General features: G+C 60.7%; 23 protein-coding genes. 7 read left to right on the top strand and 16 right to left on the bottom strand.

The genetic code is table 11. The features are described from left to right. The first annotated feature begins 88 nt into the window (after positions 1–88). From kup to hypA, 6 genes are all read left to right on the top strand, one after another. Positions 89–1957, top strand: a complete 1869-nt coding sequence (gene kup / locus R2B70_RS08065; RefSeq protein ID WP_318163093.1) for a low affinity potassium transporter Kup — start codon at positions 89–91, stop codon at positions 1955–1957. Positions 1958–2393: 436 nt separating this feature from the next. Next, positions 2394–4811: a carbamoyltransferase HypF gene (gene hypF / locus R2B70_RS08060; RefSeq protein ID WP_318163092.1), complete on the top strand. Its 2418-nt coding sequence runs from the start codon at positions 2394–2396 to the stop codon at positions 4809–4811. Between the two features lie 5 nt (positions 4812–4816). After that, on the top strand, positions 4817–5068 hold the full coding sequence (locus R2B70_RS08055) for a HypC/HybG/HupF family hydrogenase formation chaperone (protein WP_318163091.1): 252 nt from the start codon (positions 4817–4819) through the stop codon (positions 5066–5068). Next, entirely contained in the window at positions 5062–6174 is a 1113-nt protein-coding gene (hypD, locus tag R2B70_RS08050) for a hydrogenase formation protein HypD (RefSeq protein WP_318163090.1), read from the top strand. The genes R2B70_RS08055 and hypD overlap by 7 nt, the downstream gene beginning before the upstream one ends. A gap of 85 nt (positions 6175–6259) precedes the next feature. Further along, entirely contained in the window at positions 6260–7264 is a 1005-nt protein-coding gene (gene hypE / locus R2B70_RS08045) for a hydrogenase expression/formation protein HypE (protein ID WP_042061781.1), read from the top strand. 69 nt (positions 7265–7333) lie between these two features. Beyond that, on the top strand, positions 7334–7675 hold the full coding sequence (gene hypA / locus R2B70_RS08040; RefSeq protein WP_318163089.1) for a hydrogenase maturation nickel metallochaperone HypA: 342 nt from the start codon (positions 7334–7336) through the stop codon (positions 7673–7675). On the opposite strand, the gene R2B70_RS08035 is transcribed toward hypA, so the two are convergent. Beyond that, positions 7653–8009 carry a hypothetical protein gene (locus tag R2B70_RS08035; protein ID WP_318163088.1) on the bottom strand — a complete coding sequence of 119 codons (357 nt, stop codon included), beginning with the start codon at positions 8007–8009 and terminating at the stop codon, positions 7653–7655. The two genes, hypA and R2B70_RS08035, sit on opposite strands and share 23 nt — an antisense overlap. Between R2B70_RS08035 and hypB the strand changes: the two genes are divergently transcribed. Continuing rightward, positions 7896–8762, top strand: a complete 867-nt coding sequence (gene hypB, locus R2B70_RS08030) for a hydrogenase nickel incorporation protein HypB (protein WP_318163087.1) — start codon at positions 7896–7898, stop codon at positions 8760–8762. The two genes, R2B70_RS08035 and hypB, sit on opposite strands and share 114 nt — an antisense overlap. 91 nt (positions 8763–8853) lie before the next feature. On the opposite strand, the gene R2B70_RS08025 is transcribed toward hypB, so the two are convergent. From R2B70_RS08025 to tssI, 15 genes are all read right to left on the bottom strand, one after another. Next, positions 8854–9321 (bottom strand): GNAT family N-acetyltransferase, encoded by a 468-nt coding sequence (locus R2B70_RS08025; protein WP_318163086.1) that lies wholly within the window; start codon positions 9319–9321, stop codon positions 8854–8856. Between the two features lie 258 nt (positions 9322–9579). Next, complete coding sequence (locus R2B70_RS08020; RefSeq protein ID WP_318163085.1) at positions 9580–10221, bottom strand: ATP-binding cassette domain-containing protein; 642 nt, start codon at positions 10219–10221, stop codon at positions 9580–9582. 100 nt (positions 10222–10321) lie between these two features. Next, positions 10322–11110 carry an ATP-binding cassette domain-containing protein gene (locus tag R2B70_RS08015; protein WP_318163084.1) on the bottom strand — a complete coding sequence of 263 codons (789 nt, stop codon included), beginning with the start codon at positions 11108–11110 and terminating at the stop codon, positions 10322–10324. Beyond that, positions 11104–11919 (bottom strand): ABC transporter permease, encoded by an 816-nt coding sequence (locus R2B70_RS08010; RefSeq protein WP_318163083.1) that lies wholly within the window; start codon positions 11917–11919, stop codon positions 11104–11106. The genes R2B70_RS08015 and R2B70_RS08010 overlap by 7 nt, the downstream gene beginning before the upstream one ends. Further along, entirely contained in the window at positions 11909–12913 is a 1005-nt protein-coding gene (locus R2B70_RS08005; RefSeq protein ID WP_412055162.1) for an ABC transporter permease, read from the bottom strand. Before R2B70_RS08005 ends, R2B70_RS08010 begins: the two co-directional genes overlap by 11 nt. Next, on the bottom strand, positions 12898–14529 hold the full coding sequence (locus R2B70_RS08000) for an ABC transporter substrate-binding protein (RefSeq protein ID WP_318163081.1): 1632 nt from the start codon (positions 14527–14529) through the stop codon (positions 12898–12900). Before R2B70_RS08000 ends, R2B70_RS08005 begins: the two co-directional genes overlap by 16 nt. A 107-nt stretch (positions 14530–14636) precedes the next feature. Further along, on the bottom strand, positions 14637–15185 hold the full coding sequence (gene hybE, locus R2B70_RS07995; protein ID WP_318163080.1) for a hydrogenase-2 assembly chaperone: 549 nt from the start codon (positions 15183–15185) through the stop codon (positions 14637–14639). After that, positions 15167–15697 carry a HyaD/HybD family hydrogenase maturation endopeptidase gene (locus tag R2B70_RS07990; protein ID WP_318163079.1) on the bottom strand — a complete coding sequence of 177 codons (531 nt, stop codon included), beginning with the start codon at positions 15695–15697 and terminating at the stop codon, positions 15167–15169. Before R2B70_RS07990 ends, hybE begins: the two co-directional genes overlap by 19 nt. Further along, on the bottom strand, positions 15697–17400 hold the full coding sequence (hybC, locus tag R2B70_RS07985) for a hydrogenase 2 large subunit (protein ID WP_318163078.1): 1704 nt from the start codon (positions 17398–17400) through the stop codon (positions 15697–15699). The genes R2B70_RS07990 and hybC overlap by 1 nt, the downstream gene beginning before the upstream one ends. Next, positions 17397–18584, bottom strand: a complete 1188-nt coding sequence (gene hybB / locus R2B70_RS07980) for a Ni/Fe-hydrogenase cytochrome b subunit (RefSeq protein ID WP_318163077.1) — start codon at positions 18582–18584, stop codon at positions 17397–17399. The genes hybC and hybB overlap by 4 nt, the downstream gene beginning before the upstream one ends. After that, the gene (hybA, locus tag R2B70_RS07975; protein WP_318163076.1) at positions 18577–19626 is read right to left on the bottom strand and encodes a hydrogenase 2 operon protein HybA; all 1050 of its coding nucleotides are present in this window, start codon (positions 19624–19626) and stop codon (positions 18577–18579) included. The genes hybB and hybA overlap by 8 nt, the downstream gene beginning before the upstream one ends. A gap of 2 nt (positions 19627–19628) precedes the next feature. After that, entirely contained in the window at positions 19629–20762 is a 1134-nt protein-coding gene (hybO, locus tag R2B70_RS07970; protein ID WP_318163075.1) for a hydrogenase 2 small subunit, read from the bottom strand. A 717-nt stretch (positions 20763–21479) separates the two neighbouring features. Continuing rightward, positions 21480–22205: a hypothetical protein gene (locus R2B70_RS07965; protein WP_318163074.1), complete on the bottom strand. Its 726-nt coding sequence runs from the start codon at positions 22203–22205 to the stop codon at positions 21480–21482. After that, positions 22190–24706 (bottom strand): glycoside hydrolase family 19 protein, encoded by a 2517-nt coding sequence (locus tag R2B70_RS07960; RefSeq protein ID WP_318163073.1) that lies wholly within the window; start codon positions 24704–24706, stop codon positions 22190–22192. Before R2B70_RS07960 ends, R2B70_RS07965 begins: the two co-directional genes overlap by 16 nt. Positions 24707–24715: 9 nt before the next feature. Then, entirely contained in the window at positions 24716–26761 is a 2046-nt protein-coding gene (gene tssI / locus R2B70_RS07955; RefSeq protein WP_318163072.1) for a type VI secretion system tip protein TssI/VgrG, read from the bottom strand.

The following is a 26761-nucleotide window of genomic DNA, read 5'->3' as shown; positions in this document are numbered from 1 at the left end:
ACCCTCCCGAATAACGATCCCGGTTTTCCGATCGCTCGGGCCCCCTGTGTTGGCAGCCATGCCACCGGTAATCTGACAAGATAATTTCATGAACTGTACTAACAAACCCGCCCTGTCCGGCGTCATGCTGGCGGCGATCGGCGTGGTCTATGGCGACATCGGCACCAGCCCGCTCTATACCCTGCGCGAGTGCCTCTCCGGCCAGTTCGGTTTCGGGGTGGAACCCGCCTCCATCCTGGGCTTTCTTTCGCTTATCTTCTGGCTGCTGATCCTGGTGGTCTCGGTCAAGTATCTCTCCTTCGTGATGCGGGCGGACAACGCCGGCGAAGGGGGCATACTCACCCTGATGTCGCTGGCCACCCGCAACACCCCGGCCAAGTGGACGCCGGTGCTGATCATCCTGGGGCTGATTGGCGGCAGCTTCTTCTATGGCGAGGTGGTGATCACCCCGGCCATGTCGGTGATGTCGGCCATCGAGGGCCTGAAGATAGCGGCGCCTTCCCTCGATGCCTACATAGTGCCGCTCTCGGTGCTGGTGCTGACCCTGCTGTTTGCCATCCAGAAACACGGCACCGCCGCCGTGGGCAAGCTGTTTGCCCCTATCATGCTGATCTGGTTCCTGACCCTGGCGGTGCTGGGTCTGAACAGCATCCTCCAGCACCCCGAGGTGCTGGGGGCGCTCAACCCGGTCTGGGCGCTGCGCTTCTTCATGACCTACCAGAGCGCCTCCTTCTTTGCCCTGGGCGCCGTGGTGCTGGCCATCACGGGGGTGGAGGCGCTCTACGCCGACATGGGCCATTTTGGCAAGAGCCCCATTCGCCGCGCCTGGTTCATGGTGGTGCTGCCGTCCCTGGTGCTCAACTACTTCGGCCAAGGGGCGCTGCTGCTCGGCAATCCCGAGGCCATCGCCAACCCCTTCTTCCTGCTCGCGCCCAAATGGGCCCTGCTTCCCCTGCTGCTGCTGGCGACACTCGCGACGGTGATCGCCTCCCAGGCGGTGATCTCCGGGGTCTTTTCCCTCACCCGGCAGGCGGTGCGGCTCGGCTATCTCTCCCCCATCCGCATCGTGCACACCTCGGAGCAGGAGTCCGGCCAGATCTATATTCCGGTCATCAACTGGCTGCTCTATCTCTCTGTGGTGATCGTCATCATGAGCTTCGAGCACTCCAGCAACCTGGCGGCGGCCTATGGCATCGCCGTGACCGGCACCATGGTGCTCACCTCCATCCTCTCCTGCTCGGTGGCCCGCCACAGCTGGCACTGGCGCAAGCCGCTGGTGGTCACCCTCTTCGCCCTGCTGCTCGCCATCGACGTGCCGCTCTTTGCCGCCAACCTCGCCAAGGTCTTCTCCGGCGGCTGGCTGCCGCTCACTCTGGGGGCCGTCATGTTCACCCTGATGACCAGCTGGAAGAGCGAGCGCTTCCAGCTTATCCGCCGCCTGAACGAGCACGGCAACTCGCTTGAGCCGATGATAGCGTCCCTGGAAAAATCCCCGCCGACCCGGGTGGCGGGCACCGCCGTCTATCTGTCGCGGGTGGTCAACGTCATCCCCCATGCGCTCTTGCACAACCTCAAGCACAACAAGGTGCTGCACGAGCGCGTCATCCTGCTCACCCTGAAGGTGGAGGATGTGCCCTATGTCCACAACGTGCGCCGGGTCTGCATCGAGCAGCTCTCCCCCACCTTCTGGCGGGTGGTGGCGAGCTATGGCTGGCGCGAGACCCCGAACGTGGAGGAAATCTTCCACCGCTGCAACGCCGAGGGGCTCAGCTGCCGCATGATGGAGACCTCCTTCTTCATGGCCCACGAGTCGCTCATCATGAAGGAGCGCCCCTGGTACCTCTATCTGCGGGGCAAGCTCTTCATGCTGCTACAGCGCAACGCCCTGCGCGCCCCGGATCAGTTCGAGATCCCGCCCAACCGGGTGATCGAGCTGGGATCCCAGGTGGATATCTGATGGCGGGCGCCGGGCCCAAGGCCATGACACGCAAGAGGGAGGCAACCGCCTCCCTCTTGCATGTCTGAAGGCCTGGGTTTTCCCCATGGGATCTCGAGCCGCCAGGAGACGTGGCGCCCCTCACAGGATCGCAAAGAAGCGCCGCGTCTGGCACTCAAACCGGTGCGAGATCAAGGTAATGGCGACAAGTGCCCCGGTAAACTTGGCCCCCGCGGCAGGATGAGAGGCCCGCTTCCCTCCCCTGCCCAGGCTACGCCCCCGCTATCGAGACGCAGCCCGTTGCAACCCTGCGCATTGCATTCCTGTCCTGCCCCTGTCCGTTGTACCCAATGGCCGGCGCCGTGGCGGCAGGCCTGCAGATGGGAGTTCGATATCAGATGACACCCCTCAAGATGATCGCCATCTGGCCCGGCCTGATCCCCCTCAGGATGGCGCCATGACGGCCAAGACCCCGACACTGTCTCGACTGCGCCGCGAGTTCCATATCGACGGCATAGTGCAGGGGGTCGGCTTTCGCCCCTTCGTCTATGGGCTGGCGCTGCGCCACGGTCTTGCCGGTTATGTCTTGAACGATGCCAACGGCGTCACCATCGGCGCCGAGGGCTCCCCCGAGCAGCTCGCCAGCTTTGCCCGCGAACTGCGGGAACTGGCGCCGCCCCTTAGCCGCATCGATCACTTCAGCGAGCGGGAACTGCCCCTCGCTCATGATCCCGACTACGACGGCACCTTTCATGGCCAGTTTCGAATTAAAGCCAGCCAGCAGCAGAGCGCCGCCACGGTCGCCATCTCGCCGGATCAGGGGATGTGCGAGGCGTGCGCCACGGACGTGGCCAACCCCGCGGATCGCCACCATCGCTACCCCTTTACCAACTGCACCCACTGCGGTCCGCGCTACACCATCATTCGCCGCCTCCCCTACGACAGACCCCACACCGCCATGGCGGGCTTTGCCATGTGCCAGCGCTGTGCGGCGGCCTATGAAAATCCGCTGGACAGACGCTACCACGCCCAGCCGGTGAGCTGCCCCGAGTGCGGGCCCCATCTCAGCTGGCGAAATGGCCGTGGCGATGCCCTGGCCGAGCGCGAGGATGCCCTGCAGGCCGCTGCAAGCGCCCTGCAAGCGGGGGCGTTGATTGCGGTCAAGGGGATGGGGGGCTATCACCTGATATGTGATGCCCAAAATGAACAGAGTGTTGCCAGATTGCGAACGCTCAAGCGGCGTGAACGCAAGCCGCTGGCGGTGATGATGGGCTCCCTTGCCGAGGCCAAACTGCATGTCACCGGCAGCGAAGACGAGTGGAAGCTGCTCACCTCTCAGGCCAGACCCATCAGCTTGCTGCGCAAGCGCATTAACGATGATCGGCTCTCAGAATCCCTACTGACAACCGCGCCGCTGGCCGAGAGGATCGCCCCCGGCATCCCCTACCTCGGCATCATGCTCCCCTATACCCCGCTCCACCAGCTGCTGCTGGATGCCTGCGCCATGCCGCTGGTGGCCACCAGCGCCAATGGTCGCGGCAGCCCAATCCTTATCGAGTGCGAGGCAGTGGTCAGGGAGCTCGGCAGCGAGATTGACGGCATCCTGGATCACAACCGCCCTATCCTGCACCCGTGCGACGACAGTCTGGTGCAGTGGGCGGGCGGGCGGCGCCAGACGTTGCGGCTGGCCCGGGGCTATGCCCCCTGCACTCCCAGCTTGCAAGAGGCGGTCAAGGCGCCGCTCTTGGCTGTCGGGGCGCAACAGAAGAACCAGCTGGCGCTCGCCTTCGGCCGCCAGCGCATCTACAGCCCCTATATCGGCGATCTGCACAGCCTGCCGATGCAGGAGCACTTCGAGCAGACCCTGGCCACCTTTCGCGATCTCTACGATCTCAAGCCCCAGCTGCTGGTCTCGGACAGCCACCCCGGCTACCTCAGCCACCAGTGGGCCAAAAGCTATTGCCGGGAGCTGGGTACAACCCACCTCGAGGTACAGCACCATCACGCCCACCTGCTGGGGGTGATGGCCGAACACGACATCACGGGCCCGGTGCTGGGTTTTGCCTTCGATGGCACCGGCCTTGGCGATGACGGCACCCTCTGGGGCGGCGAGCTGCTGATCGCAGACGTTCAGGGATTTGAGCGGGTTGCCCACCTTGCCCCCTTCAAGCTGATCGGCGGCGAAGCGGCCATCCGCGAGCCAGTGCGCCAGCTGCTGGGGCTGCTGTTTGAATCGCACAGCCCTGAGCAGATCAGTGCCCTCGATATTCCGTTGATCAAGCAACTGCCCCTTAAGCGGATCAACAACCTGCACCAGCTCTGGCAGCTGGGTCGCAACACCCCCTACACCAGTTCCATCGGTCGGCTGTTCGATGCGGTGGCGGCGCTCTTGGGAGTGATCGATACCCCGGATTACGAGGGCGAAGCGGGACTCCTGCTGGAGGCAGCCGCCTTACAATTGGCCCCCGATGAATTGCCCTTCCCCCTCGCCTTTGATCTCAGCCAATCAGCGGAAGGGCCACTGCATATCGAGTGGGCCGAGCTGATCCATACCCTTGTCAGCGAGCGGCGCAAAGGCACCGCCACCGCCAGCCTGGCCGCCGGTTTTATCCGCGCCATCAGCAATCTGGTCATCGCCCTTACCGAACGCTTCCCCGGCTATCCGGTGGCGCTCGGGGGCGGTGTCTTTCAAAACCGGGTGCTGATGGACCAGCTGGTGCCCGCACTCGAAGGCGCCGGCCGGCAGGTATTGACCAGCGAAACCCTGCCGCTCAATGACGGTGGCATCGCCGCCGGTCAGCTCTGGTTTGCCATCCACCATCTTGCCACGCATCAGCCTGTTACAACCGGTTGTGCCACCTTGTCGGAGTCCTGAAATCCATGTGTCTATCCATCCCCTCTCAGGTGGTGCTGCTGCACCCCGAAGATAACTGCGTCACCGTCGACACCCTGGGAGTGCAGCGGCGCGTCAGCTGCATGCTGCTCGAAGAGCCTCTCCAGGTGGGCGATTATGTGCTGCTCCACATCGGCTTTGTGATGAGCAAGATTGACCAGGAGGAGGCGCAGGCCAGCCTCGAGAGCTTCCGCCAGATGGTGGCCCTGATGCCAGAGCAGGATATCTTGCCATGCTGACCTTGAATGACCTCTTTCAGGGCTTTCGCCAGCCTGACGTCATCCGTGCCCTCACCGCCCAGATCACCGAACTGGCCAAAGATCTGCCCGAACCGCTGCGGGTGATGGAGGTGTGTGGCGGCCATACCCACACCATCATGAAGTACGGCCTGCACCAGCTGCTGCCGGCCAGCATCGAGTTTGTCCACGGCCCCGGCTGCCCGGTCTGCATCATGCCGAAAGAACGCATCGATCAGGCCATCGAGCTGGCGAGCCAGCCCAACGTCATTCTGGTGACGCTGGGGGACATGATCCGGGTGCCGGGCTCCAAGGGCACGCTGGCCCAGCAGCGGGCCAAGGGGAGCGATATCCGCCCGGTCTATGACCCCCTAGACGCCCTGCGTATCGCCAAAGAGAATCCGGACAAAACCGTGGTCTTCTTCGCCATCGGTTTCGAGACCTCTACCCCGATGACGGCGGCGCTGCTGGCAGCCGCTGAAGAGCAAGGGGTCGAGAACCTGCTGTTTCATATCAACCATGTGCTGGTGCCCCCTGCCATTCATGCGGTGATGGCCGACGGGGTGGCCAAGGTGAACGCCTTTATCGGCCCTTCCCACGTCAGCGTCATCACCGGCGCCGATATCTACCTGCCTATCGTCGATCGCTATCAGGTGCCGGTGGTGGTGAGCGGCTTCGAGCCGGTGGATGTGATGGAGGCGCTGCTGATGATGGTGCGCCAGAAGGTGGAGGGTCGCTTCGCGCTGGAGGTGCAGTACAGCCGCGCCGTCACTGCCAGTGGCAATAAAGCTGCCCAGCGGCTGGTCGAGCGCTTTTTCGAGACCCGCGAGCACTTTCGCTGGCGAGGTCTGGGGGATATCAACGCCTCCGCCCTGCGCCTGCGCGATGCCTTTGCCAAACGCGATGCGGAGCGCCACTTCGCGCTCAATCAGACTCCCATCAATGACCACAAGGCGTGCCAGTGCGCCGATATCCTGCGCGGCCTGGCCAAACCGAACCAGTGCAACGTCTTTGGCCGGGGCTGCACCCCGACCCAGCCCATGGGCAGCTGCATGGTCAGCTCCGAGGGGGCCTGCAATGCCTACTACCGATATATGGGGATCCAATGAGAGAAATTCAGTTAAGCCACGGTGGTCGGGTGATGAGGAGAGATGAACCTGCCTGTTTCGGCAATCTTGTGGAGAACCAGACCCGATGAGAGAAATCCAACTTAGCCACGGCGGCGGCGGTGTCGAGATGAATCAGCTGATCAACCAGCTCTTCTTTCGCCACTTTGGCAACGAGATCCTGCTGCGCGGTGAAGATGCCGCACTGCTGCCGGTAAGCGGGCCCGTCGCCTTCACCACCGACAGCTTTACCGTCTCACCGCTCTTCTTCGAGGGGGGCGATATCGGCAAGCTGGCCATCGCCGGTACGGTCAACGATCTCGCCATGATGGGGGCCAAGCCCGAGTATCTGAGCTGCAGCTTTATCATCGAGGAGGGTTTCCCCTACGCCGATCTCGCCCGCATCGTCGAGTCGATGGCGGCTGAACTTGCCAAGAGCGGCGCCCGTATCGTCTGCGGCGACACTAAGGTGGTACCCAAGGGAGCGGCCGACAAGATCTTTATCAACACCAGCGGGGTCGGTACCTTCCCCCTGCCCGAACAGAGCCGGGGCATCTCGGTTCGCAATCTCAAGGCCGGTGACGCCATTCTGGTGTCGCGGGATATCGGCAGCCACGGCGCCTGCATTCTGATGGCCCGCGACGCCCTGCAACTGGGCTCTGATCTGAAAAGCGACTGCACCACCCTCTGGCCGCAGGTAGAAGCGCTGCTAAAAGCGGGTATTACCCCTCACGCCCTGCGCGATGCCACTCGCGGTGGCCTTGCCGCCGTGCTCAACGAGTGGAGCAGTGCCTCCGGCGTTGCCATCGAGCTGGAGGAGTCCGCCATTCCGGTGTGCGATCCGGTGCGCGGCCTGTGCGAGCTCTACGGTTTCGAGCCCCATGATCTCGCCAATGAAGGAACCATGGTGCTGGCCCTGCCTGCCGAACAGGCACAGGACGCGCTGGGCATCTTGCGGCAATTCAACCCAGCAGCCAGCCAGATCGGCGTGGTGCAGGCGAGCGATCGCCACAAGGTGATCCTCAACAACCCCTGGGGCAGCCGCCGCTATCTGGAGCTACCGCAAGGGGAGCTGCTGCCGCGGATCTGTTGAGCGGCCATGCCGTTCCGTCAATTACAGGGAGGAGTCACTGCTCCTCCCCATATCGGTTAAGGAGCCACCATGCACGAAATGTCTCTGGCCATGGCCGCCATCGATCTGGCGGCCGAGCAGGCCACCCGGCGGGGCTTTACCAAGGTGACCGCCCTCTGGCTCGAGGTCGGCAGCTTATCCTGCGTCGACCCGGACACCATTGCCTTCTGTTTCGAGGCTGCCGCCAAGGGCACCGTGGCCCAAGGCGCCCAGCTGCACTTTCAGCACCAGGCGGCAGAGGCCTGGTGTTACGACTGCAACCAGACGGTCACCCTCACCGAGCGCGGGCAGGCCTGCCCCGGGTGTGGCGGATACAAATTACGAGTCGCGCAGGGTGATAGCCTGCGCATCACCGACATCGAGGTAAGTTGATATGTGTAGCGTATGCGGATGCGGCCAGGCGCGGATCGCCGGCCATGAGCACGATCATGAACATCACCATGAACATGGTCATGAACACGACCATCATCATGCTCATGACGCCCATCACCATCATGACCACCAGCAGAGCGCGCCGCGCACCCTGATCATTCACCACCACTATCACCATCAGGGGGATGTCCATCACCACTACCACGGGGTGCGGGCTCCCATGAGCCACGAGGGTCATGATCAACACCATGAGCACCACCATGAGCACCCTCACGACCATCATCATGATCATGCCCACTCTCATGACCACGGCCATTCCCACGCGCATCCCCATGATCACAGCCATGACCATGACCATGACCATGACCATGACCATGACCGCCAGCAGGGTGATCTGCACTACGGCAAAGGGGAAGCGGGATTGTCGGTCCCGGGCATGGGACAGCGCCAGCTGATCGCCATCGAGATGGATGTGCTGGCCAAGAACAACGCGCTGGCGGCCCACAACCGCGAGCACTTCACAACCGCCGACCAGCTGGTGCTCAATCTGGTATCTAGCCCGGGTTCAGGCAAAACCTCCCTGCTGTGCGAAACCCTGCGCCTGCTGGCCGAAAAACGCTCCTGCGCCGTGATCGAAGGGGATCAGCAGACCAGTGCCGATGCGGATCGCATCCGTGCCACCGGTGTCCCTGCCGTGCAGATCAACACCGGCAAGGGCTGCCATCTGGACGCCAAAATGGTTCACGACGCCTGCCACCAGCTGCCCGCCAATGAAGGGGGCATCCTCTTTATCGAGAACGTGGGCAATCTGGTCTGCCCCGCCAGCTTCGATCTCGGCGAGAAGTACAAGGTGGCGATCCTCTCCGTCACCGAGGGGGAAGAGAAGCCGCTGAAATACCCGGACATGTTCGCCGCCGCCCAGCTGATGGTGATCAACAAGATCGACCTGCTGCCCCATGTCAGCTTTGACGTGGCACGCTGCATCGAGAACGCCAAACGGGTCAACCCCTATATCCAGGTGATCCAGGTCAGCGCCACCACAGGCGAAGGGATGGATGCCTGGCTGAACTGGCTGGCCAGTGCCTGAACCGGCTAAACGCCGCTGATAACGGTAGAAAACAAGAGAGGGAGGCTGATGCCTCCCGCTTTTGTACTGGCAAGGGGCGCGTTGTCCATCATCAACCCGCAAACCATTTTTCCACGCTGAGGCAATAGGTGGTGAAATCATTCCCCGACAGCGTCGTCCTCTTCACCTTGGTGGAGCGCCTGGCGAGAGCCCGATATTCAGGGCGTGTGCTCAGCAGATGAAACATGACCTCCCTATGCCCCATCTGCCTTGCCCATTCCATCATCTCCTTGAAGATGGCTATCCCCGCCCCCCAACCCGTCTTGGCGATCACGACGGCCATCTCGACCCCCTCGTCGTCGGGTTGTATCCCGCACCATCCCACCAGTTCACCGTCAATGACCACGGCACGCACCCGACAACCGGGTAACCTGTCTATTCGCATCTTGTCATCCATCCAGGCGCGCACACTGGCCACATCGAAGGGAGGATGATCAATCAGATGCGTTCTCACGGTCTGATCGTTGACCACGGGCAGAAAATTCACCGCGCTCACGTCACTGAACGGTTTAAGTTCCATGCAATTCATAATGAATGATGTCCAAGATGGTGGGCCCGGCCATCTGATGACCCCCCCAGGATGCTGATTGCGCCCCTGACAGGGCGCCCCCTCGTTATGCCAGACAGGCCAGGATGTCTGCAAGGGACCCAAGGATATACCGAATGCCCGCCGTGAGGCTTGGCAACGTCGGCATCATCAGCCACCTCCTGGGCATCGCACATGCATCGCCTTCTCCCCTCGCGGGAGAAGGCCCGGTGATGAAGGAGGAACCTCCCCTCAGGCCACGCTGCGAGCCATCAATGCCTGCTCAGCCACTTCCTCGCCAAAACGCAGTACCCGATGGCAAACCTGGCGCAGCAGCGCCTGCTGGTGACTGAAGACAAGCATGCCAAGCCCGCGCTGCTCGCACTCAACCATCAACTCCCGCCAGAGCTGACGCTGGATTTGCGGATCCAGCTGGGCGGTCACCTCATCGGCAATCAGCAGACGGGTGCGGGGATCGAGGGCACGCAGCAGCGCGATGCGGGCCAACTCGCCACCGGAGAGTTGACCGGGTTTACGACCGAGCCACGCAGGCTTGACCATAAAGCGGGCCAGCATGGCGTCATCGGGGCGCCACACATCCCACAGCGCCTGCCCTGTGGTGCGACAGGGATTGAAGGTGAGCTCCGGGTGCTGGGGCACCAGCTGGATGGGGTTATAGCCTTTCACCTGCTTAGGCAAAGGCTGCCCATCCAGCACTATTTCCCCACTTCCCCGAACAGGCTGCCAACCGGCCAATACCCGCCCCAGGGTGGTCTTGCCATAACCGCTTGGCGCAGAGATGCCGAGCCGCTCGCCCGCTTTCACCGTCAGCGACAACCCCTGCCAGAGGGGGCGTTCCCCCTGGTCGATGGTGAGATCCCGTACTTCCAGCATCAGGAAACCTCCGGCACGGAGAAGAGAGCATTGAACTCCGGCAGCGCCTGCCACTGAATGTCTGCCGCGCAGCACACGGCCAGTCTCAGAGATACCAGCATCAGGAAACCTCCGGCGCAGAGAAGAGAGCATTGAACTCCGGCAGCGCCTGCCAGTGGGCACGGAGCATCTCGCTCCCCTGCCCCTGGCGCAGATGGTGGCAGCTCAAGGTGTCGCTCACCTGGCCCTGATGGAGCGCGACTATGCGATCGGCAAAACGGGCCGCCAGCGCCAGATCGTGGGTGACCCAGAGGATACCGCAGCCCTGATTGGCCAACTCACGCAATTGGCCGAGCAGCTGGCAAGCCAGCCCCTCGTCGAGCCAGGCGGTGATCTCGTCTGCCAGAATGTAGCGGGCACCGCCGAGCGCCGCAGTGCAGGCCAGAATGCGCTTGGCCATGCCGCCGGAGAGCTGGCGCGGGAATCTGTCCAAGGTGGTCGCGGGCAGCTGGTAGCGCAGCAGTTGCTCGCCGAGCCGCTCGCGAGAACCGCTCTGGCCGCAGAGGCGTGCCGCCCGGCCCAGCTGGCGCTCCACCGTCAGCAGCGGATTGAGGGCGCTCACCCCCTGCGGCACATAGCAGAGGGTGTGGCCGCGCAGTCTGGCCCGGCTGGCATCGCACAGGGGCACGCCATCAAGGGAGATGGCGCCGCGCATGCGCAGGTTGTCCGGCAACAATGTCAGGGCGCTTTGCAGCAGCAGGCTCTTGCCCTCACCGCTCCCCCCCACCAGCGCCACTATCTCCCCCGGCGCCAGTTGCAGGCTGATATCGGTCAGCAAAGGCTGCCAGCTGCGCCGCCCCAGCCAGGAGTAGTGGGCCGCCTCTATAGTCACCTGATCAAAACTCAGCATGGTTCACTCCTGTGCCACAACAGCTGTTGCAACGCGCGGGTAGCCTGATCAAAGAGCAACACCAACAGCAGCAACATCAGCCCCGGGAAGAGGGCCAGCCACCAACCGCCACCGGCCAGATAACGCAGGGCATCGGCCAGCAGCAGGCCAAGGGAGGCCTCGTGGGCCGCCAGACCAAAGCCGAGAAAGCTCAAGGCCGCGCTGTGCAGCACCGCATGGGGAAACATCAACAAGGTGCCGATAAACCACTGGGGCAACAGCCCCGGCAGCAGGTGGATGCGCCAGCGACGCAGCGCCCCCATCCCCTGACAGCGGGCCAGCACCACATAGTCACTGCAGGCGATCCGCCGCGCCTCGGCGCAGAGAATGAGCGCCAGCTTGGGCCAGTGGGTGAGCGCCACCGCCAGGATCACCCCGCGCATACCGCCCCCCACGGTAAAACAGATCAGGATCAGCAGCAGCATATGGGGCAGCGCCAGCATGGCGTCGATCACCATTCGCACCGCCGTATCGCACCTGGGATGGATAAGCGAGAGGCTTGCCGCCACCATGGCCAGCAGGCCGCTGCACAGGGCCGTGCCTAGCCCAAGTTCCAGACTGGTGAGGGTGCCCTGAAAGGCCCGCAACCAGAGATCCCGCCCCATCTGATCGGTGCCGAACCAGTGAGCCAGCGAGGGGGGCTGCTGGCGCGCCAGCAGATCCATCGGCACATCCTGATGAGAGAGGCTCCAGCCGTAGCTGGCCAGCAGCAGCAGGCAGATCAGCGCAAAGCCAAGACGCAGCAAGGAGGGGAGCGGATTAAACAGCATGCTCGCCCTCCCAGCCCCGATTGATGCGGGCCAGCAGCACCCGCGCCACCGTGTTGCCCAAAAAGACCAGCAGGGTGCAGAAGAGCACGATTCCCATCAGCAGGGGGATATCGCCCCGCAGCCCCGCATCCACGGTGGCCTGACCGAGCCCCGGGTAGGAGAAGACCTTCTCGGCCAAGAGCGACCCGCCAATCAGCTCACCGAGCGAGGCAAACTGCAGACAGATGGCCGGGGTCAGGGCGTGGCGCAGCACGTGAAAACGCAGCATGGGCCAGCCGCCATCCCCCTGGGCGCGGGCGTAGCGGATAAAGTCGCTCTCCAGCACCTCGGCCACCCGCTCCCGGGTGTGCAGGGCGATATTGCCAAGCCCGAGCAGGGTCAAGGTCGCCACCGGCAGCAACAGATGACGCAACCGCATGGCCCAATCCGCCTCATCGGCAGCGAGCCCCGGCGTCCAGGCGCAACAGACTGGCAGTAGTGGCCAATGCACCGCAAACAGGGCGAGCAGCAAGAGGCCAACCCAGAAGGTGGGCAAGGAGGCGAGCAGGTAGGCAAAGCGGCAGATCAGGCGATCGGGCCAGCGGTTGAGATAGCGACCGGCGCAGAGCCCAAGCCCGATGCCGAAAAAGCCGGAGAGCAGCCAGGCGCCCGCCAGCAGCAGGAAGGAGGCGGCAAAGCGCTGACCTATCACCTCGCTCACCGGCGCGTTGTAGAGCATGGAGTAACCGAGATCTCCCCGCAGCACCTGGGTGAACCAGTGCCAGTAACGTAGCCAGAGCGGCTGATCCAGCCCCCAGCGAGCGGCGATGCGGGCGTACTGCTCGGGCGGCACGTGCAGCAGATCGTTGCCGATATAGGCCTTGATGGGATCGATGGGGGAGTAACTCAGCAGCACAAAGGTGGCAACCGAGACCAGACAGAGCAGCCCTGCCAGACGCAGCAGGGCTTTCAGAGTTGCAGTCATCATGGTGGACGAACTTAGCGGCACGTCCACCGCCAATCCTGCAGGTTGCCCAGCAAAGACCAGCTACCGTGAATTTCCGGCGCCCCCTTGCCAAGGTCGATGCAGCGGTTGGCGAGATAGGTGTGCTGCACATTGAGCAGCCAGGCCCAGGCCGCATCCCCCTGCACCCCGGCGCCACTCTTGCCATCCCACTCCACCTGCTGCCAGAACGGCACGGCCGCCTGCCAATCGGGGGCATCCAGCGCCTGCTTGAGGTGGCCATCCACCACCGGATTCTGGTAATAACCCGGGTTGTAGAACTCCACCCCGGCGGAGCCGCTCTGGTAGTGGTGATAGAGCTCCATGGGATCCAGACTCCCCCACCCCATCAGCACCGGGTTGGCGTGCATCTCCCGCTCCACCTGCTCCCAGCTGCCGGACTTGAGGCTCACTTCGAGGCCGATGGGCCCCAGCATGGCCCGCACCGCTTCCGCCAGATCCCGGCGGGTGCTGTCACCGCTGGTGTACCAGAGGGTAAAGGCGGCGCGCAAGGAGCCCTTGTGGCGAACGCCGTCGCTCCCCCTCTTCCAGCCTGCCTCGTCGAGCAGGGCGTTGGCGTGGACGACATCCCCATCCTTGAAGGCGGTGGCTTTATTCAGCCAGGGCAAGCCTTCTACCGCGCTGTAGGCGGGGATGGCATGCCCTTCCAGCAGCTGGTCGGCCAGCAGCTTGCGGTCGATGGCGTAGTTGATGGCGCGGCGCACCGCCACGTCCGAGGTCACGTCGTTGCCGATGGGATAACCCTTGGCATCCTTGCCGCCCGCAGGCGGAATGGGGAAGACGATGCCGCGATTCTCCACGCTCGGCCGCACCCACAGCTTGAGGGTGTCGGGTACGGTGGGCGCCAGCGACGGGGCGATGCGCACCAGGTCGAGCTGGCTGCTCCGGGCGGCGGCATAGGCGCTCTCTTCATCGATAAAGACAAACACCAGCCGTTTGAAGTCATTGTTGCCGCCGGCGTAATGGGGGTTGGCCTCCACCACCAGCTGCTGGCCGGGCAGGAAGCTCACCAGCCGGTAAGGGCCGGCACCGACCGGCTCGCGGGCATAGCGCTTGGGATCGTAATCCTGCTTCGACACTATCCCGAGCGATCCCAGCACGTTGACGAAGGTGCTCTGGGGGGCGCTCAAGCTGATGGCAACGTCGGTAGGCGAGAGCACCTTGGCAGAGACAAAGTTGCCCATGTCGATCTTGCCGCCGCCCCGGGCTGCGCTGTTGTAGGTAAAGGCCACGTCTTCGGCGGTGAGCGGCGCGCCGTTGGAGAATGTCAGATCCGGCTTGAGGCGGATAAGCCACCCCTTGCCATCCTGGTTCGGGGTCACCGATTGGGTGAGCACGTTCTGCCAGCCGAGATCGGCGCTTTGTTTGAGCAGCGGGCTGTGCAGCAGCAGATGGCTGCCGTGGCTCCAGCCGAGCAGGGGATCGAACCCTTCGGTAGGTTCATCGCCGATGGCGAGCTTGAGTTCGGCGGGGACGGGCTGGGCAGCCAGCGCGGCGAAAGAGAGGCCGCCCGAGAGCAGGGCCAGCAAGGCGGCCTCCGTGGCAGAGAGGCCTTTGCGGCGGGGGGCGTTGCTGCCTGAGTGGCAGCCAAAGCATGGAATGGTCATAAGATCCCTTGTTCGTTTTACCACTCACTACCCAAAAAACAGGGGCACGACAGAAGCGAGTGAGGGGCCAAAACGGCCCCTATCCTAAACCTGATTGCAGATGAGACCTAGCGCTGGGTGTCGCCCACAGGGTCGGTGCGCCGGCCGCTGAACAGGCGGCGCCGGCTCAAGTTCACGCCGCCCTCCCCCTGCTGCACCGGAAGCGAAAGCAGCATCTTGAGGGTGCTGCTCACCAGCGCACGCCCCTCGTCGGCCCCAAGATGCGGGTCGATGGGGGACATGAGCGAGCAGGCCAGCAACTGCCCCGTCTCGGGCAGTGCACCCACCATAAAGGTCAGGTTGCCGCAGGGGAGTTGCAGGGCGAGCCGATCGCTGCTGCCGCGTACCGGCCAGAGCTGATCCGGCCCCGGCAACACCACCACGCAGAGCATCCAGGGGGTGAGCACGCAGCCGAGCCACTGCCCTTCAAACAGGGTGCACTCGGCCACGATGGGCATGGCCGGGTGATAGAACGGCAGGGCCTGCATCTCTTGCTGCGCGATCCGCTCGTACTGGGCCACCAAGCGCGGGGCAGGGTTCGCGGCAAAACCGCTAAACTCCTGCGCCGGCTCTTGCGCGGCTTCGTTCACTGTCTCATTCACAATGGATTGCGCCATACGCCCTCCCGCGCTCGCTCGGCCTTCTCCTGCTCAGAGAGCGGGATGGCCGGTACCCCCAGGCTGGCCAGCAGGGTCAGGATCCGATCCGTCGCCTCCCCCAGCGCCGCCGCCACCACGGAAGTAAGGCCGATGCGGGGCTCGAGGGACTCGGGCTCGACCCCGATCAGGGTGAGCCGTTTGGGGGATTCCCCCGTCATGTGCAGCGCCGAGAGCACGTCCGCCAGCCCCAACTGATGGGGGGAGATCTTGCGACCGAACAGGGTCGGGATCTCCTCATCCTTCAGGGTCACCACTGTACCCGGCGGATTGCCGCTGCGCACCGCGTCCGCCAGTATGATGTGGTCGCGACTGGCCATGGCTTCGAGCAGCTCCATGCCGGCGGTGCCGCCATCGAGCAGCTCGATGCCGGGGGCGAAGCGGTAGTCGCGCTCCAGCCCCTCGACGATCCGTACCCCCACCGCCTCATCGCTCAACAGCAGGTTGCCCACGCCCAGGATCAGGGTGTTCATCACAGCACCTTCACCTGAGTCACGTCGCCGCTCTGGGTATCCACCACGTGCACCGCGCAGGACATGCAAGGGTCGAACGAGTGGATGGTGCGCACCACCTCCAGCGGCTTGGCGGGGTCGGCCACCGGGGTGCCCACCAGAGATTGCTCGTAGGGGCCGGGCTCGTCGTTGAAGTTGCGCGGGCCCGAGTTCCAAGTCGACGGTACCACCGCCTGATAGTTCTCTATCTTGCCGCCCTTGATGACTACCCAGTGGGAGAGCATGCCGCGCGGCGCCTCTTCAAAGCCCACCCCGCGAAACTCCTTGTCCGCCGGGATCTCGGTCTTGATGTAGGCGCTGACATCCCCCTTGCCGATGTTGTCCACCAGCGCCTTCCACTGGTGCGCCAGAGTATCTTTGAGCACACAGCAGCGCACCGCCCGGCCGATGATGCGGCCCAGGGTGGAGTGCAGCTGTTCAGTCTTGATGGCAGAGCCGGTGAGCGTCTTGTAGAGACCGTTCAGCTGATCGAAGTGCGCCACCGTCTCCGGGTGCTTGGCGGCGAGTTTCACCAGCAAGTCTGCAAGCGGCCCCACCTCCACCACCTTGCCGTAGAAGGTGGGAGATTTGACCCAGGAGTACTTGCCATCATCCTGCCAGCCGGTGTAGTTGGGCTCGGTCTTGCCCTCCCAGGGCTTGAGGGGTGAGTCATCCTTGTACCAGGCGTGCTTGTTGCTCTCGGCGATGCCATCCATCAGCCAGGCATCCTGATGGCTCTCGATGGGACGATAGCCGGCCAGATCGCCATTCTCGATGTAGCCGCCCGGCATCAGGAAGCTGCCGCCGTCACCGTCGGTGGGCAGCTCCGGCACGCTCAGGTAGTGCTTGGCCCCCTGCCCCAGGTTCAGCCACTCGGGGTAGTGCGCGGCTATGATGGCGGCATCCACCTTGTAGACTTGCTCGATAAACTCGCCGAGCCGATCGATAAAGCTCTTCACGTAGAGCAGTCGCTCCAGGTTGAGCACGCTCGGCGCATCCAGGTTGATGGGGTTGGCCACCCCGCCCACCGCCAGGTTCTGGATGTGGGGAGTCTTGCCGCCGAGGATGGCGACGATACGGTTGGCATCGCGCTGGCACTCCAGTGCCTGCAGGTAGTGGGCCACGGCGATGAGGTTCACCTCCGGGCTCAGCTTCATCGCCTTGTGGCCCCAGTAGCCGTTGGCGAAGATGCCGAGCTGGCCGCTCGCCACCAGGGCGCGGATCTTCTCCTGCACCTTGGTGAGCTCGTCGGCGCTGTTGAGGGACCAGGTCGATACCCCCTTGAGCAGGTCCGCCGCTTTTTGCGGACTGGCCTGCAGCGCGGCGGTGATATCCACCCAATCCAGCGCGGAGAGCTGATAGAAGTGGACTATGTGATCGTGGATGTTGTGGGCCGCGATGATGAGGTTGCGGATGTACTGGGCGTTGACCGGCACCTTGGCGCCGATGGCGTTCTCCACCGCCCGCACCGAGGCGATGGCGTGAATGGAGGTGCACACCCCGCAGATGCGCTGCACTATCATCCAGGCATCGCGCGGGTCGTTGCCCTTGACGATCTCCTCCATCCCGCGCCACATGGTGCCGGACGACCAGGCCTTGGTGACGACGCCGCCTTCGATTTCACAGTCGATACGCAGGTGCCCCTCGATGCGGGTGATGGGGTCTATGGTGATACGTTGGCTCATACGTTGGCTTTCCCTCGGGCCTGATAATCTTGGTGAACACGTTCAAGTGATGGCAGTACCGGCAGCAGCCGGATCAGCAGCAAATAGGCACAGACCTCGATGGCGACGAAGCCCAGGGAGATCAGCACTTCCGTCGCGGAGGGGAAGTAGTGGTAGCCATTGCCGGGGTTGAAGGCGAGCAGGGAGTAGTCCAGTCGCCAGAGGGCGGCGCCCAGCAGCATGCTGAGGGCCCCCAGGAAGAGCATGCGCGAATCGCGGCGGCTCTTGTCCCAGTGGAACACCAGCAGCGGGAAGATCATCAGCGCGATCTCGCTCCAGAACATCAAGGCGTAGCGGTTCCACTCGGAGAGGTACTCCGACTTGTCGTTGATGACGATCTCGGCAAAGCGCAGCGCCACGAACAGGATCAGGAAGATGTCGATCACCTGGGTCAGCTTGTAGAAGAGCGACTTCTCGTTGGGGCCGCGCCCCGCGAGCCCCGCCTGCACCAGGGAGCCTTCGAACACGACGATGGAGAAGCCCATGATGAAGGCGGTCAGCAAGGAGAAGACCGGCAGCAGCTCGTAGCTTTGCCAGAGCGGATGGATCTTCTCCCCCGCCACTATCATCAGGGACCCCATCGAGGACTGGTGCATGGTGGGCAGCAGGGCCCCGAGCGCCAGGATGAAGAACATGATCTTGTTGAGCCGGGCCATGGAGCTCTTCCAGCCGAACTTCTCCAGCAGCACGGGGGCGAACTCCAGCGCCATCACCCCGATGTAGATGGTCATGCAGACCGCCGTCTCGAACAGCACCGAAGAGGTGTTGAAGTGACCGGGCAGATAGAAGTAGGGCAGATTCCAGTAACGGCCGACGTCTATGGTGATGGAGAGGCCGCCCAGGGAATAGCCGAACAGGCTCGCCAGCAGGGCCGGCCGCACCAGGGGGTGATACTCGCCCCGGTTGAAGACGTAGACCGCCCAGGCCAGCGCCCAGCCGCCGCAGGCGAAGCCGGTGCCGATCAACAGGTCAAAGGAGATCCAGAGCCCCCAGGGATAGCCGCCGTTGAGATCGGTGACCGAGCCCAGTCCGAACACCAAGCGCTTGAGGATAAGCATGGCGCACAGCACCGCGAAGGGGGCCAGCACCAGCACGGGCCAACTGACCAGCCTGCCCCCCAGCGGATGTGCCTTGTGGTTACTCATGATCCTTGCCTCCTTTTGCCGTGCTCTGATCCGGGCGGCTGTCCGGCCCATGGCCCTCGTCACCCTGGTGATCGTGGTGATCGTGGCCGTTCTTCTTGCTGTTGCGGCGAATGAGCACAGAGAGGCCGGTCAGCACCACCATGGGCAGCACCATCCCCTTGTAGAGGGTGTGCTGGATATGCTCGGAGCGGGCCCCGGAGGAGAGCTCGGGCAAATCGGGCATGTCGAGCTTGCCGTAGGGCACCCCGGCCAGCACCAGCACCTGGGTGCCGCCCCCCTCCTTTTCGCCATAGACGTAGGGCTGGTAGCTCGGCACCTGATGCAGGTAAGGGTCGTTGGCGGAGAGGGTCTGGCGCGGGTAGGCATACTCGCTGCCCGGGGTCGCCAGCAGGCGGCGCTTGGCCTCGGCCATCAGCTCCTCGCGGGTGCCGAAGATGACGGCCCCGGTGGGACACACCTCGACACAACCGGGCAGCTTGCCCTGGCTGATCCGCTCAAGCCCCTTCTGGTTGCAGAGCTCACACTTGTGAATGGCCCCGAACGGGTTGTCGTAGTCGTATTTGGGCACGTCGAACGGGCAGCCCACCATGCAGTAGCGGCAGCCGGTGCAGACGCTCGGGTCGTAGTGGACTATGCCGGTCTTGGGATCCTTGGTCAGCGCCTGCACCGGGCAGACGGAGACGCAGTTGGGATCGACGCAGTGCATGCACTGCTTCTTGATGTAGGCGTAGCCATCCACCAGCTGATCCTTGTGCTCGCCGGTGCCGCTCTTCCACACCTGGATGATGTTGTTGGTGTAGGGGCTCAGCTTGTCGTTGCCAGACCAGGTGGTGTCAGCCGGATTGCCCGGGTTGCCGTTGAGGCGCTGACACTCAGCCACGCAGGCCTGGCAGCCGACGCAGAGGGTAGAGTCGTAGAGCATGCCGAGCGCGCCGGAGATGGGCGGCTTGTTCTGGGCCCCGGCCATGGCGGTGCCCGGCACAGTGGCGCCCGCCGCCAGCGCACCGACGGAGGCGAATTTGAGGAAGTTGCGTCTGTTCACGGTCACTCCTCCCGTGATGGGTGCTGCCCGGCTTCATGGCGCTTCTGCTGGCGACCGAGCTCGCGCACCGTCATCAGACTCACCCCCACCAACACCCCGAGCGCGCCCCCGATAAGGCCGGTGGCAGTGGGCGAGATATAACCTCCCTCCTGAATGGCCACGTCGGGTTTCTCCACCCTGGGGGTCGGATTCTCCACCTTGGCGAGCTGGAAGATCCCCTTGCTGAACCCCACCCCCTGCTCGTTACAGCCATAGCAGGGGTGACCGATGCCCACCGGCCAGATGCCGCCGCCCACGTCGCAGAACTCCAGGGTCGAGCAGTTGCCGTAGGTCTCAGGCCCCTTGCAGCCCAGGTGGTAGAGACACCAGCCCTGACGGTGACCTTCGTCGCCGAACTCCTTGGCGAACCGGCCGGCGTCGAAGTGCGGACGGCGCTCGCAGTTCTCGTGGATGAGCCGCTCATAGGCAAACAGTGGCCGCTTCTTGCCATCCAGCGCCGGCAGCTTGCCGTAGGTGATGTAGTAGGCGACCGTGGTGAGGAAGTTGTGGGGGTTGGGCGGGCAACCCGGGATATTGATAATCGGCGTGCCGAGGTTGCCGAGAGCCTCCTCCAGGCTGACGGCGCCGGTCGGGTTGCCGCCGCTGGCGGGCACACCGCCCCAGGCGGCGCAGGAGCCGATGGCGATGACGGCTGCCGCGTCACTGGCGGCGCGGCGAATATGGTCGACGATGGGCTCGCCAGCCACCATGCAGTAGATGCCGCCATCCTTAAGCGGGATAGAGCCATCCACCACCAGCACATACCTGCCCTTGTAGCGTTCCATGGCGTTGTGCTTGTTCTCTTCGGCCTGATGGCCGAAGGCCGCCGAGAGCACCTCGTGGTACTCCAGCGAAATGGTGTTGAGGATCAGGTTCTCTATGGTGGGGTGAGTGGCGCGCAGCAGCGATTCGGTACAACCGGTGCACTCCTGCGCCCCAATCCAGATCACCGGTGGCCGCTCGGGGCTGGTGAGCGCGGTAGCCATCTTGGCGACGGCGTTTTGGCTTAATCCAAGGGTTGCGGCCATCCCGGCGCACAATTTCATAAAGTCACGGCGATTAATTCCATGAGCCGATAAAAAATTATCCTCGACCATTCTTCTTATTCCCGTCAGTGAGCATTGTTTGACAAATGCTTAATTGCGGAAATGCTATTCCTCCCCCTTGTTCTGTATGTTGATCTTTATCAAGTCACCACACTTTAATGCGCTCCAGATCCAGTGAAGTGAAAATAAAAAGCTATATATAACATGCACTTATTGTTTCATAATTACGACAAAAAATACCCATAAAGAGGCATTTCAAGAGCCAATGCAATTAAAATCATATAAATTACCGATCCATTCCGGCCATCCATTAAAGAAAATGAAAGCGTTGTCACAGAATTTATTTTCTGACCCTGTTAACCCTGCAATTCATCTTTGCAAATGGGCGTTGCAGCACACATAGCACCATCATTCCGCCCTCCATCCCTTGCCAGGCCAGCAATAAATTAATCAAGCGAAGTACTTTAATAGCCAACTCAAGGGCTACAGAAAGTGGCTGAATCACCAGCAGGAACGCTTGCCATCTCGTACTGAACCCGCTCTCGTTGTACAGACCAGACTGGCCTCCCCCGCCAGAAACACACCCTCAAATCAACTATTCGGAAAAGCGGCGATCACATTTTCTGATGATGACACAAGAAAACACCGGCTGAAGCCGGTGCTAAATAATAACTATACCGATAGTGCATGAATGCAATGAGTCATAGCTCTGAAAATAACTCACCACCATCCGACATCCATTATTAAGCCTATTAAAAATAATGACACCTATTTCAGTGAAAAGCTATCAGACTTTATCCAATAACTTTTCCCCCCTGATGGGGTTTTGTATATTACTTTGTAAAACCCTCCATCATCAGACATGTCAGAAAGAATGAACTCATCGCCTCTAATTAAATATGCTTTAAGAGCTTCGCTCTCCTTAGGTCCACTATAAAGATGAACTTTTGATTCTTCAATAATCCCTTTTAATGGTTCTCGAGATAAAAAGTCGCTACCATCACTAAGAAGAATAGTGCGGTTGTTTTTCCCATTATTCGCATAAATTCTCTTTACTTGTTGACATCCGACACATGTATCCCTAAAAAGTAACGTCCATTTATCTTGAATTACTTCATAAACATCATCATTCCACTCACCCTTATCTCGCCAAGAGCTCACTACATATTTATCATGAAATGATATATTGCACAATTTCCCATCCATGCCCGCAGATGGAGTATCCTCTACCTTTCCATGTACGATTTTAAATATAATAGAGCACTGATTTACCTCGTGTGAGGTTGTCACAAACAAATACTCTAAATCAAGTATCTTCTTTATTTCAATCTTTTCATATCCATCATTCAAAAGCTTTTTTACTAAAGGTGGAGTAATAAGGCCCTTGCATGATTGTGCATTGCAATCCTCTGCGTAAACAGGAAAGCTTACGCTAATAAAAAATGAGTACAATAACAATGCAACCTTTCTAGCCGCCATTAATTTAGCCCCCATTCTTTCTTTATAAGATTAAAATATTTCATTCTGTCCAATAATCCATTATCACCACCATTCACAGCCAAAGTAATTAATTTTACATTATCTCTGTCATTGTCAATCAAGATATTTATATCACCCTTTGCGTCAAATTTCTTATGAACAGCACCATTAAAACGCCAATACCAGCATGATGCTTCTATTGCATTCGCCATACTAGCAGCCACCAATGAAGAGTCATTGACACAATCCACACCAGAATATTTAGAGAAGCGTTTATAATTATTTTTCCAAGTCAATTGAATCAGACCTCGCCCTCTATAGGTTGGACCATCACCTATCTTTGTGTTTCCATTTTTCTCAGCGTCTGCATGTCGGCCAGGATCATAATTAACTCCAGAACCAAATTCCAATGTAGTATCTAGATGAGCTGACTCATGCAAGCATTGTGATAGGAAATGGGCCTTATGATAAGGACCATTAATTTCATATTTAAATAGCATTTCATTAAGAAGTGCAACAAAATCAGTCTTGTCGTATTTGTATACATTAGGATAGTCTTTTTTAAACTTGCTTGCAAAAGCCTTGCCGCCCCTTTCGCCAGTAAACCAGTCCTTTTTGTGACCAAGTAATAGCTCGATTAACTCAGTAGTAATTGTATACTCCGAAAACATAGGCTTTATTATTATGGATAACGGATAAAGATGTGAAACTTCTCCATTAAATTTTAACTTGGCTGCACTCTGCATCCACTCTAGCTTATCGATACGCTGTTTTTCGTGATCTACCAGCTTGTCAAAATCGGGTAGGCCAATTTTAGCCATCAGCTTGTCCAGCCACAGATAACTACTGGCCGAGGATTTTTCATACCACTCGCTGGGATGCTTGACGATTAGCTTATGAAGTTGATCGGCATTACCACTATTTTGCAGGGCAGCCTGGATCTCTTCACTGCTAAGTTCGCCGCTCTTGTCGGTATCGAAACTTTTTACCAACTCGGTAAAGAAGGTGGGCGGCGCATCGGGGTCCAGATAGCCATCGGAGCCAGAGCCATCGACCGTCTTAAAACCTATCTTCAGCCAGTCATGTTGGCTCAACAGCTCCACTTGCTCTTTCTTGATATATTTTCCTGACGAGACGCTGACCCACTCCTGCTTGGCAGCGTCTTTTTCCAGCTTGGGTGATTCAACCAGCGTCTCCAGACTCTTGTCACCCGTCGCAACCCAGAGATCTTTACCATCCTGCTTTTTCTTCTCATGCAAGACGAGATCGGCCGGCACCTTGGCATAAATAGCACCGCCTTTAGTCCCCGCCTTGTTGGCCAATACATCATCCAGTCTGGGATCCTGGGTGAAGACTTCAAGATGGACTTGATGCTTGCTCTTCTTGCCCCCGATGAGGGAGCCCGGCGTTTCCACCAGGCCGAGGTACCCTATGGTCTCTCCCGCCGCGATGGCAACTGGTGATGGCAACACATAGAGCTCGCCGAGATGAGAGGGCGTACGCGCATTCACCTTGATAAATTCATCCTCAACGCACACCCAGGCCATGCCACAGCTACCGGGCGCCCCCTCCACAGTCGGCATCACATAGTTGCATCTGGCCATCTTGCGCGCCTTGTCACCAATCCAATGGAATTCCAATTGGTGCGCATCATACTGCAACTTGGTGCCCGCAGGCAGAGATACACTTCTGTCTCCCGCCATCAGACGACCTGTAGGTCCATCAACTCCAGGATCCGCACGGCCAACCATATTAGTCAGCAGTTCCGCCTCTATCTGATCGAATAGCCAGGTAGGCACATTGGGCTTGATAAAGGTCACCGCATCCGGGCTATTGGCGATCCAGACCGAACTCCCTTGACTGACCACAACACCGGCCTTCTCGGCCTCTTTCATCTGGGTATTGGACAGCTGACTCTTGATGATCACCTTGATGAAATCATACTCCTTGCCCCCGACGTTCCCCTTCTGAGGAGGCGTACTGCTGTCCATTTCCAGCTCGGTATCCTTGGGCAGGGTGAAACGCGGCAAGGCGGCATCAACACGCTGCTGCTCAGCATCGGGATTGGCGTGGGGAACGGAATTGCGTGCATTCCACCCCTTCTTCAGTACCAGCTTCTCGGTACTTTGGTACTGACCCCAAGGCAGCAGATGCATATAGAGCGAGTAGAAGGTGAACTCATTTTTCGCCTTGGTCTCTGCATTCACTTCACAATATTCATGCTGTACCAGGCAGAAGCAGTTGGAATAACGCAAGGACTCCCCCTGAAATTCAGAGGTCAGGTAATCCTTCATCATCCGGAAGGCCACCACCTTGCCATCGGCCATGGCTCTGACAGGGTACTTATCCTTGCACCAAGGGGCACTCTTGTCGCTGATATGAATGCCGCCATGCCATTTGTTGTGATTTCCAAGAAGATAGTGACCCGATTGCTCGCCATTGATCAGCGCCGTCAGTGCCTTGACGTCCTTGAACTCTTCCCCTGTGGCAGTGAGGATGGGAAATGCAAACTTCATGCTGTTTCCTTATTCAGAAAAGAGGTAAAACGCGCCAGGCTTCTCTTCTTTCAAGAGCGCCTCCATCGCCTTCTCGGTGGGGATGGCCTTGACCAGTTCAACCAGTTCGGGAGCCTTGACCACTTCTACCCCCTTGGGCACCACGGGGGCCTTGCCACCCCAGCCAGAGCCAGAACCTGCGCTGCCACCGGCATTGAGCTTGATGGCGGGGCCGACCAGCTTGATGCCGCCAGGATCCACTTTCACAAAGCTGCCGCCTCCCTTGAGGGTTATTTCAGAACCCGCCTCCAACACCAGCTTGTCGCCCACCTTGATATGCACTTCCTGACCGGCTTCCACCAGCAGGGACTGCCCCAATTTCTGGTGCAGGCTGGCATCCACCGTCAGCGAGTAGTCGGCTTTTATCTGGTCGCGCTTCTCACCCTCCACCGTCAGGTGGTCGTTGGCCTTGATGCGAGTCACCCGCTCATTGTCGATATCCCGATGCTCGTCGTGCTTGATATGCCAGGCGGCATCGTTTTCGATAAGCACGTTCAGGTCTTTCTGACCGTGGATGTAAATCTCTTCCTTGCCCGCCTGGTCTTCAAAGCGCAGCTCGTTGAAGCCTTCACCCTGGTGGGTTTCGGTGCGCAGCACGGTGCGGGTCTTGTTGGCCGGCAGCTCGTAGGGCGGCCGGTTGGTGGTGTGGTAGGTGCGACCGGTCACGATGGGTTGGTCCGGGTCCCCCTCCAGGAAACTCACGATGACCTCGTGGCCGATACGGGGTATCGCCATCATGCCGTATTGACCGCCGGCCCAGCCCTGGGAGACTCGCACCCAGCAAGAGCTCTGGTCGTTGGAGCTGCCATACCTGTCCCACGGGAATTGCAGCTTCACCCGGCCGTGCTCGTCGCAGTAAATCTCCTCCCCGTCGGGACCCACCACCATGGCGATTTGCGGGCCATCGACCATGGGCTTGTGAGGGGCTTCCGGGCTGCCGATGCGGGCCCGCCAAGTGGTGCTAGCCTTCACCACGCCGAATGCGTTGTGATAGACGGTCGGGCCGCTGCCCCCCTCCTCTTCCAGCGCCTGCGGCTGCAAGCCGGTATGCTGGATGCGCACGATTTGCCAGTCGGTATTGAGGCTACCGTTGGGGTGTTCGGTCAGCGAAAAAGTTTGTCCTGGCTGCAGGGCCGCACTGTTGGACTTGCCACTGCCGGCCACCGCGTCGTTGCGCAGGGCATCCAGCCGGTGCTGGGTAAAGGCCTTGCCGCTGCCGTCCTGCTTGTAGCGGCCCGGGAAATCGAAGTGCTGGTAGGTGCCCCGCTGGTGAGAAAGCTCCGCCCCCACCTTCTTGTGGGAGAGGCCATAGGCCGGGGTCTTGAAGCTGTAGTCTTTGAGCTCCACATCGCTCGGGCGCACCGCCTCCCGGTAGTGGAACTGACGGACATAAGGCCCCTGTTCCAGCGAACGGTTGCCGAGGTTGAAGAAGAGCTCGGGGCCGGCGGTCAGGGCGGCCGCGTCATCGGCAAACACGATGCGATGCTTGCCCGCTTCAAACTCATGGAAGTAGAACATCCCCTCTTCGGCGGCGAGGCGGTTCACGAAATCGAGGTCAGTTTCCCGGTACTGAACGCAGTATTCCCGCTTGGCGTGCTCGTTTTTCAGGGCAAACGCGTAATCGGTGATGCCGTGCTCTTGCAACAGGATAGAGAGGATTTCATCGGGCTTTTGCGCCTGGAAGATGCGGGAGTTCTGGCGCAAAGAGAGTCGCCACAGCGCCGGCTGTACCATGAGCTGATAGCGGGTGCGGCGAAAGCCGCTGTCACCCTGCGCGAAGTCACTGACCACCCCGCACACCCGGCGCTGTAGCTCGCTGTTGTACCACACCAGCAGCTCGCACGGCTGGTCCAGCACGGCGCCAAAGTCGATGTCGGGCTGGGCACTCGCCAGCTCCAGGCGCAGGTTGAACGGCCGGTTGAGTGCTTCCTCCAGCGCAAACTCGGCCACCACGAAGGTACTCTCGGGCAGGGCCCCCACCTTGACGGTGAATTGTAATCCTGTGCTGTCTGCCAT

Origin of the sequence: Aeromonas sp. XH (genome assembly GCF_033348475.1) — a bacterium.
Taxonomy (GTDB): domain Bacteria; phylum Pseudomonadota; class Gammaproteobacteria; order Enterobacterales; family Aeromonadaceae; genus Aeromonas; species Aeromonas sanarellii.
Note: the sequence above shows the minus strand (reverse complement) of the source record. Positions and strands in the feature narration are given on the sequence as shown.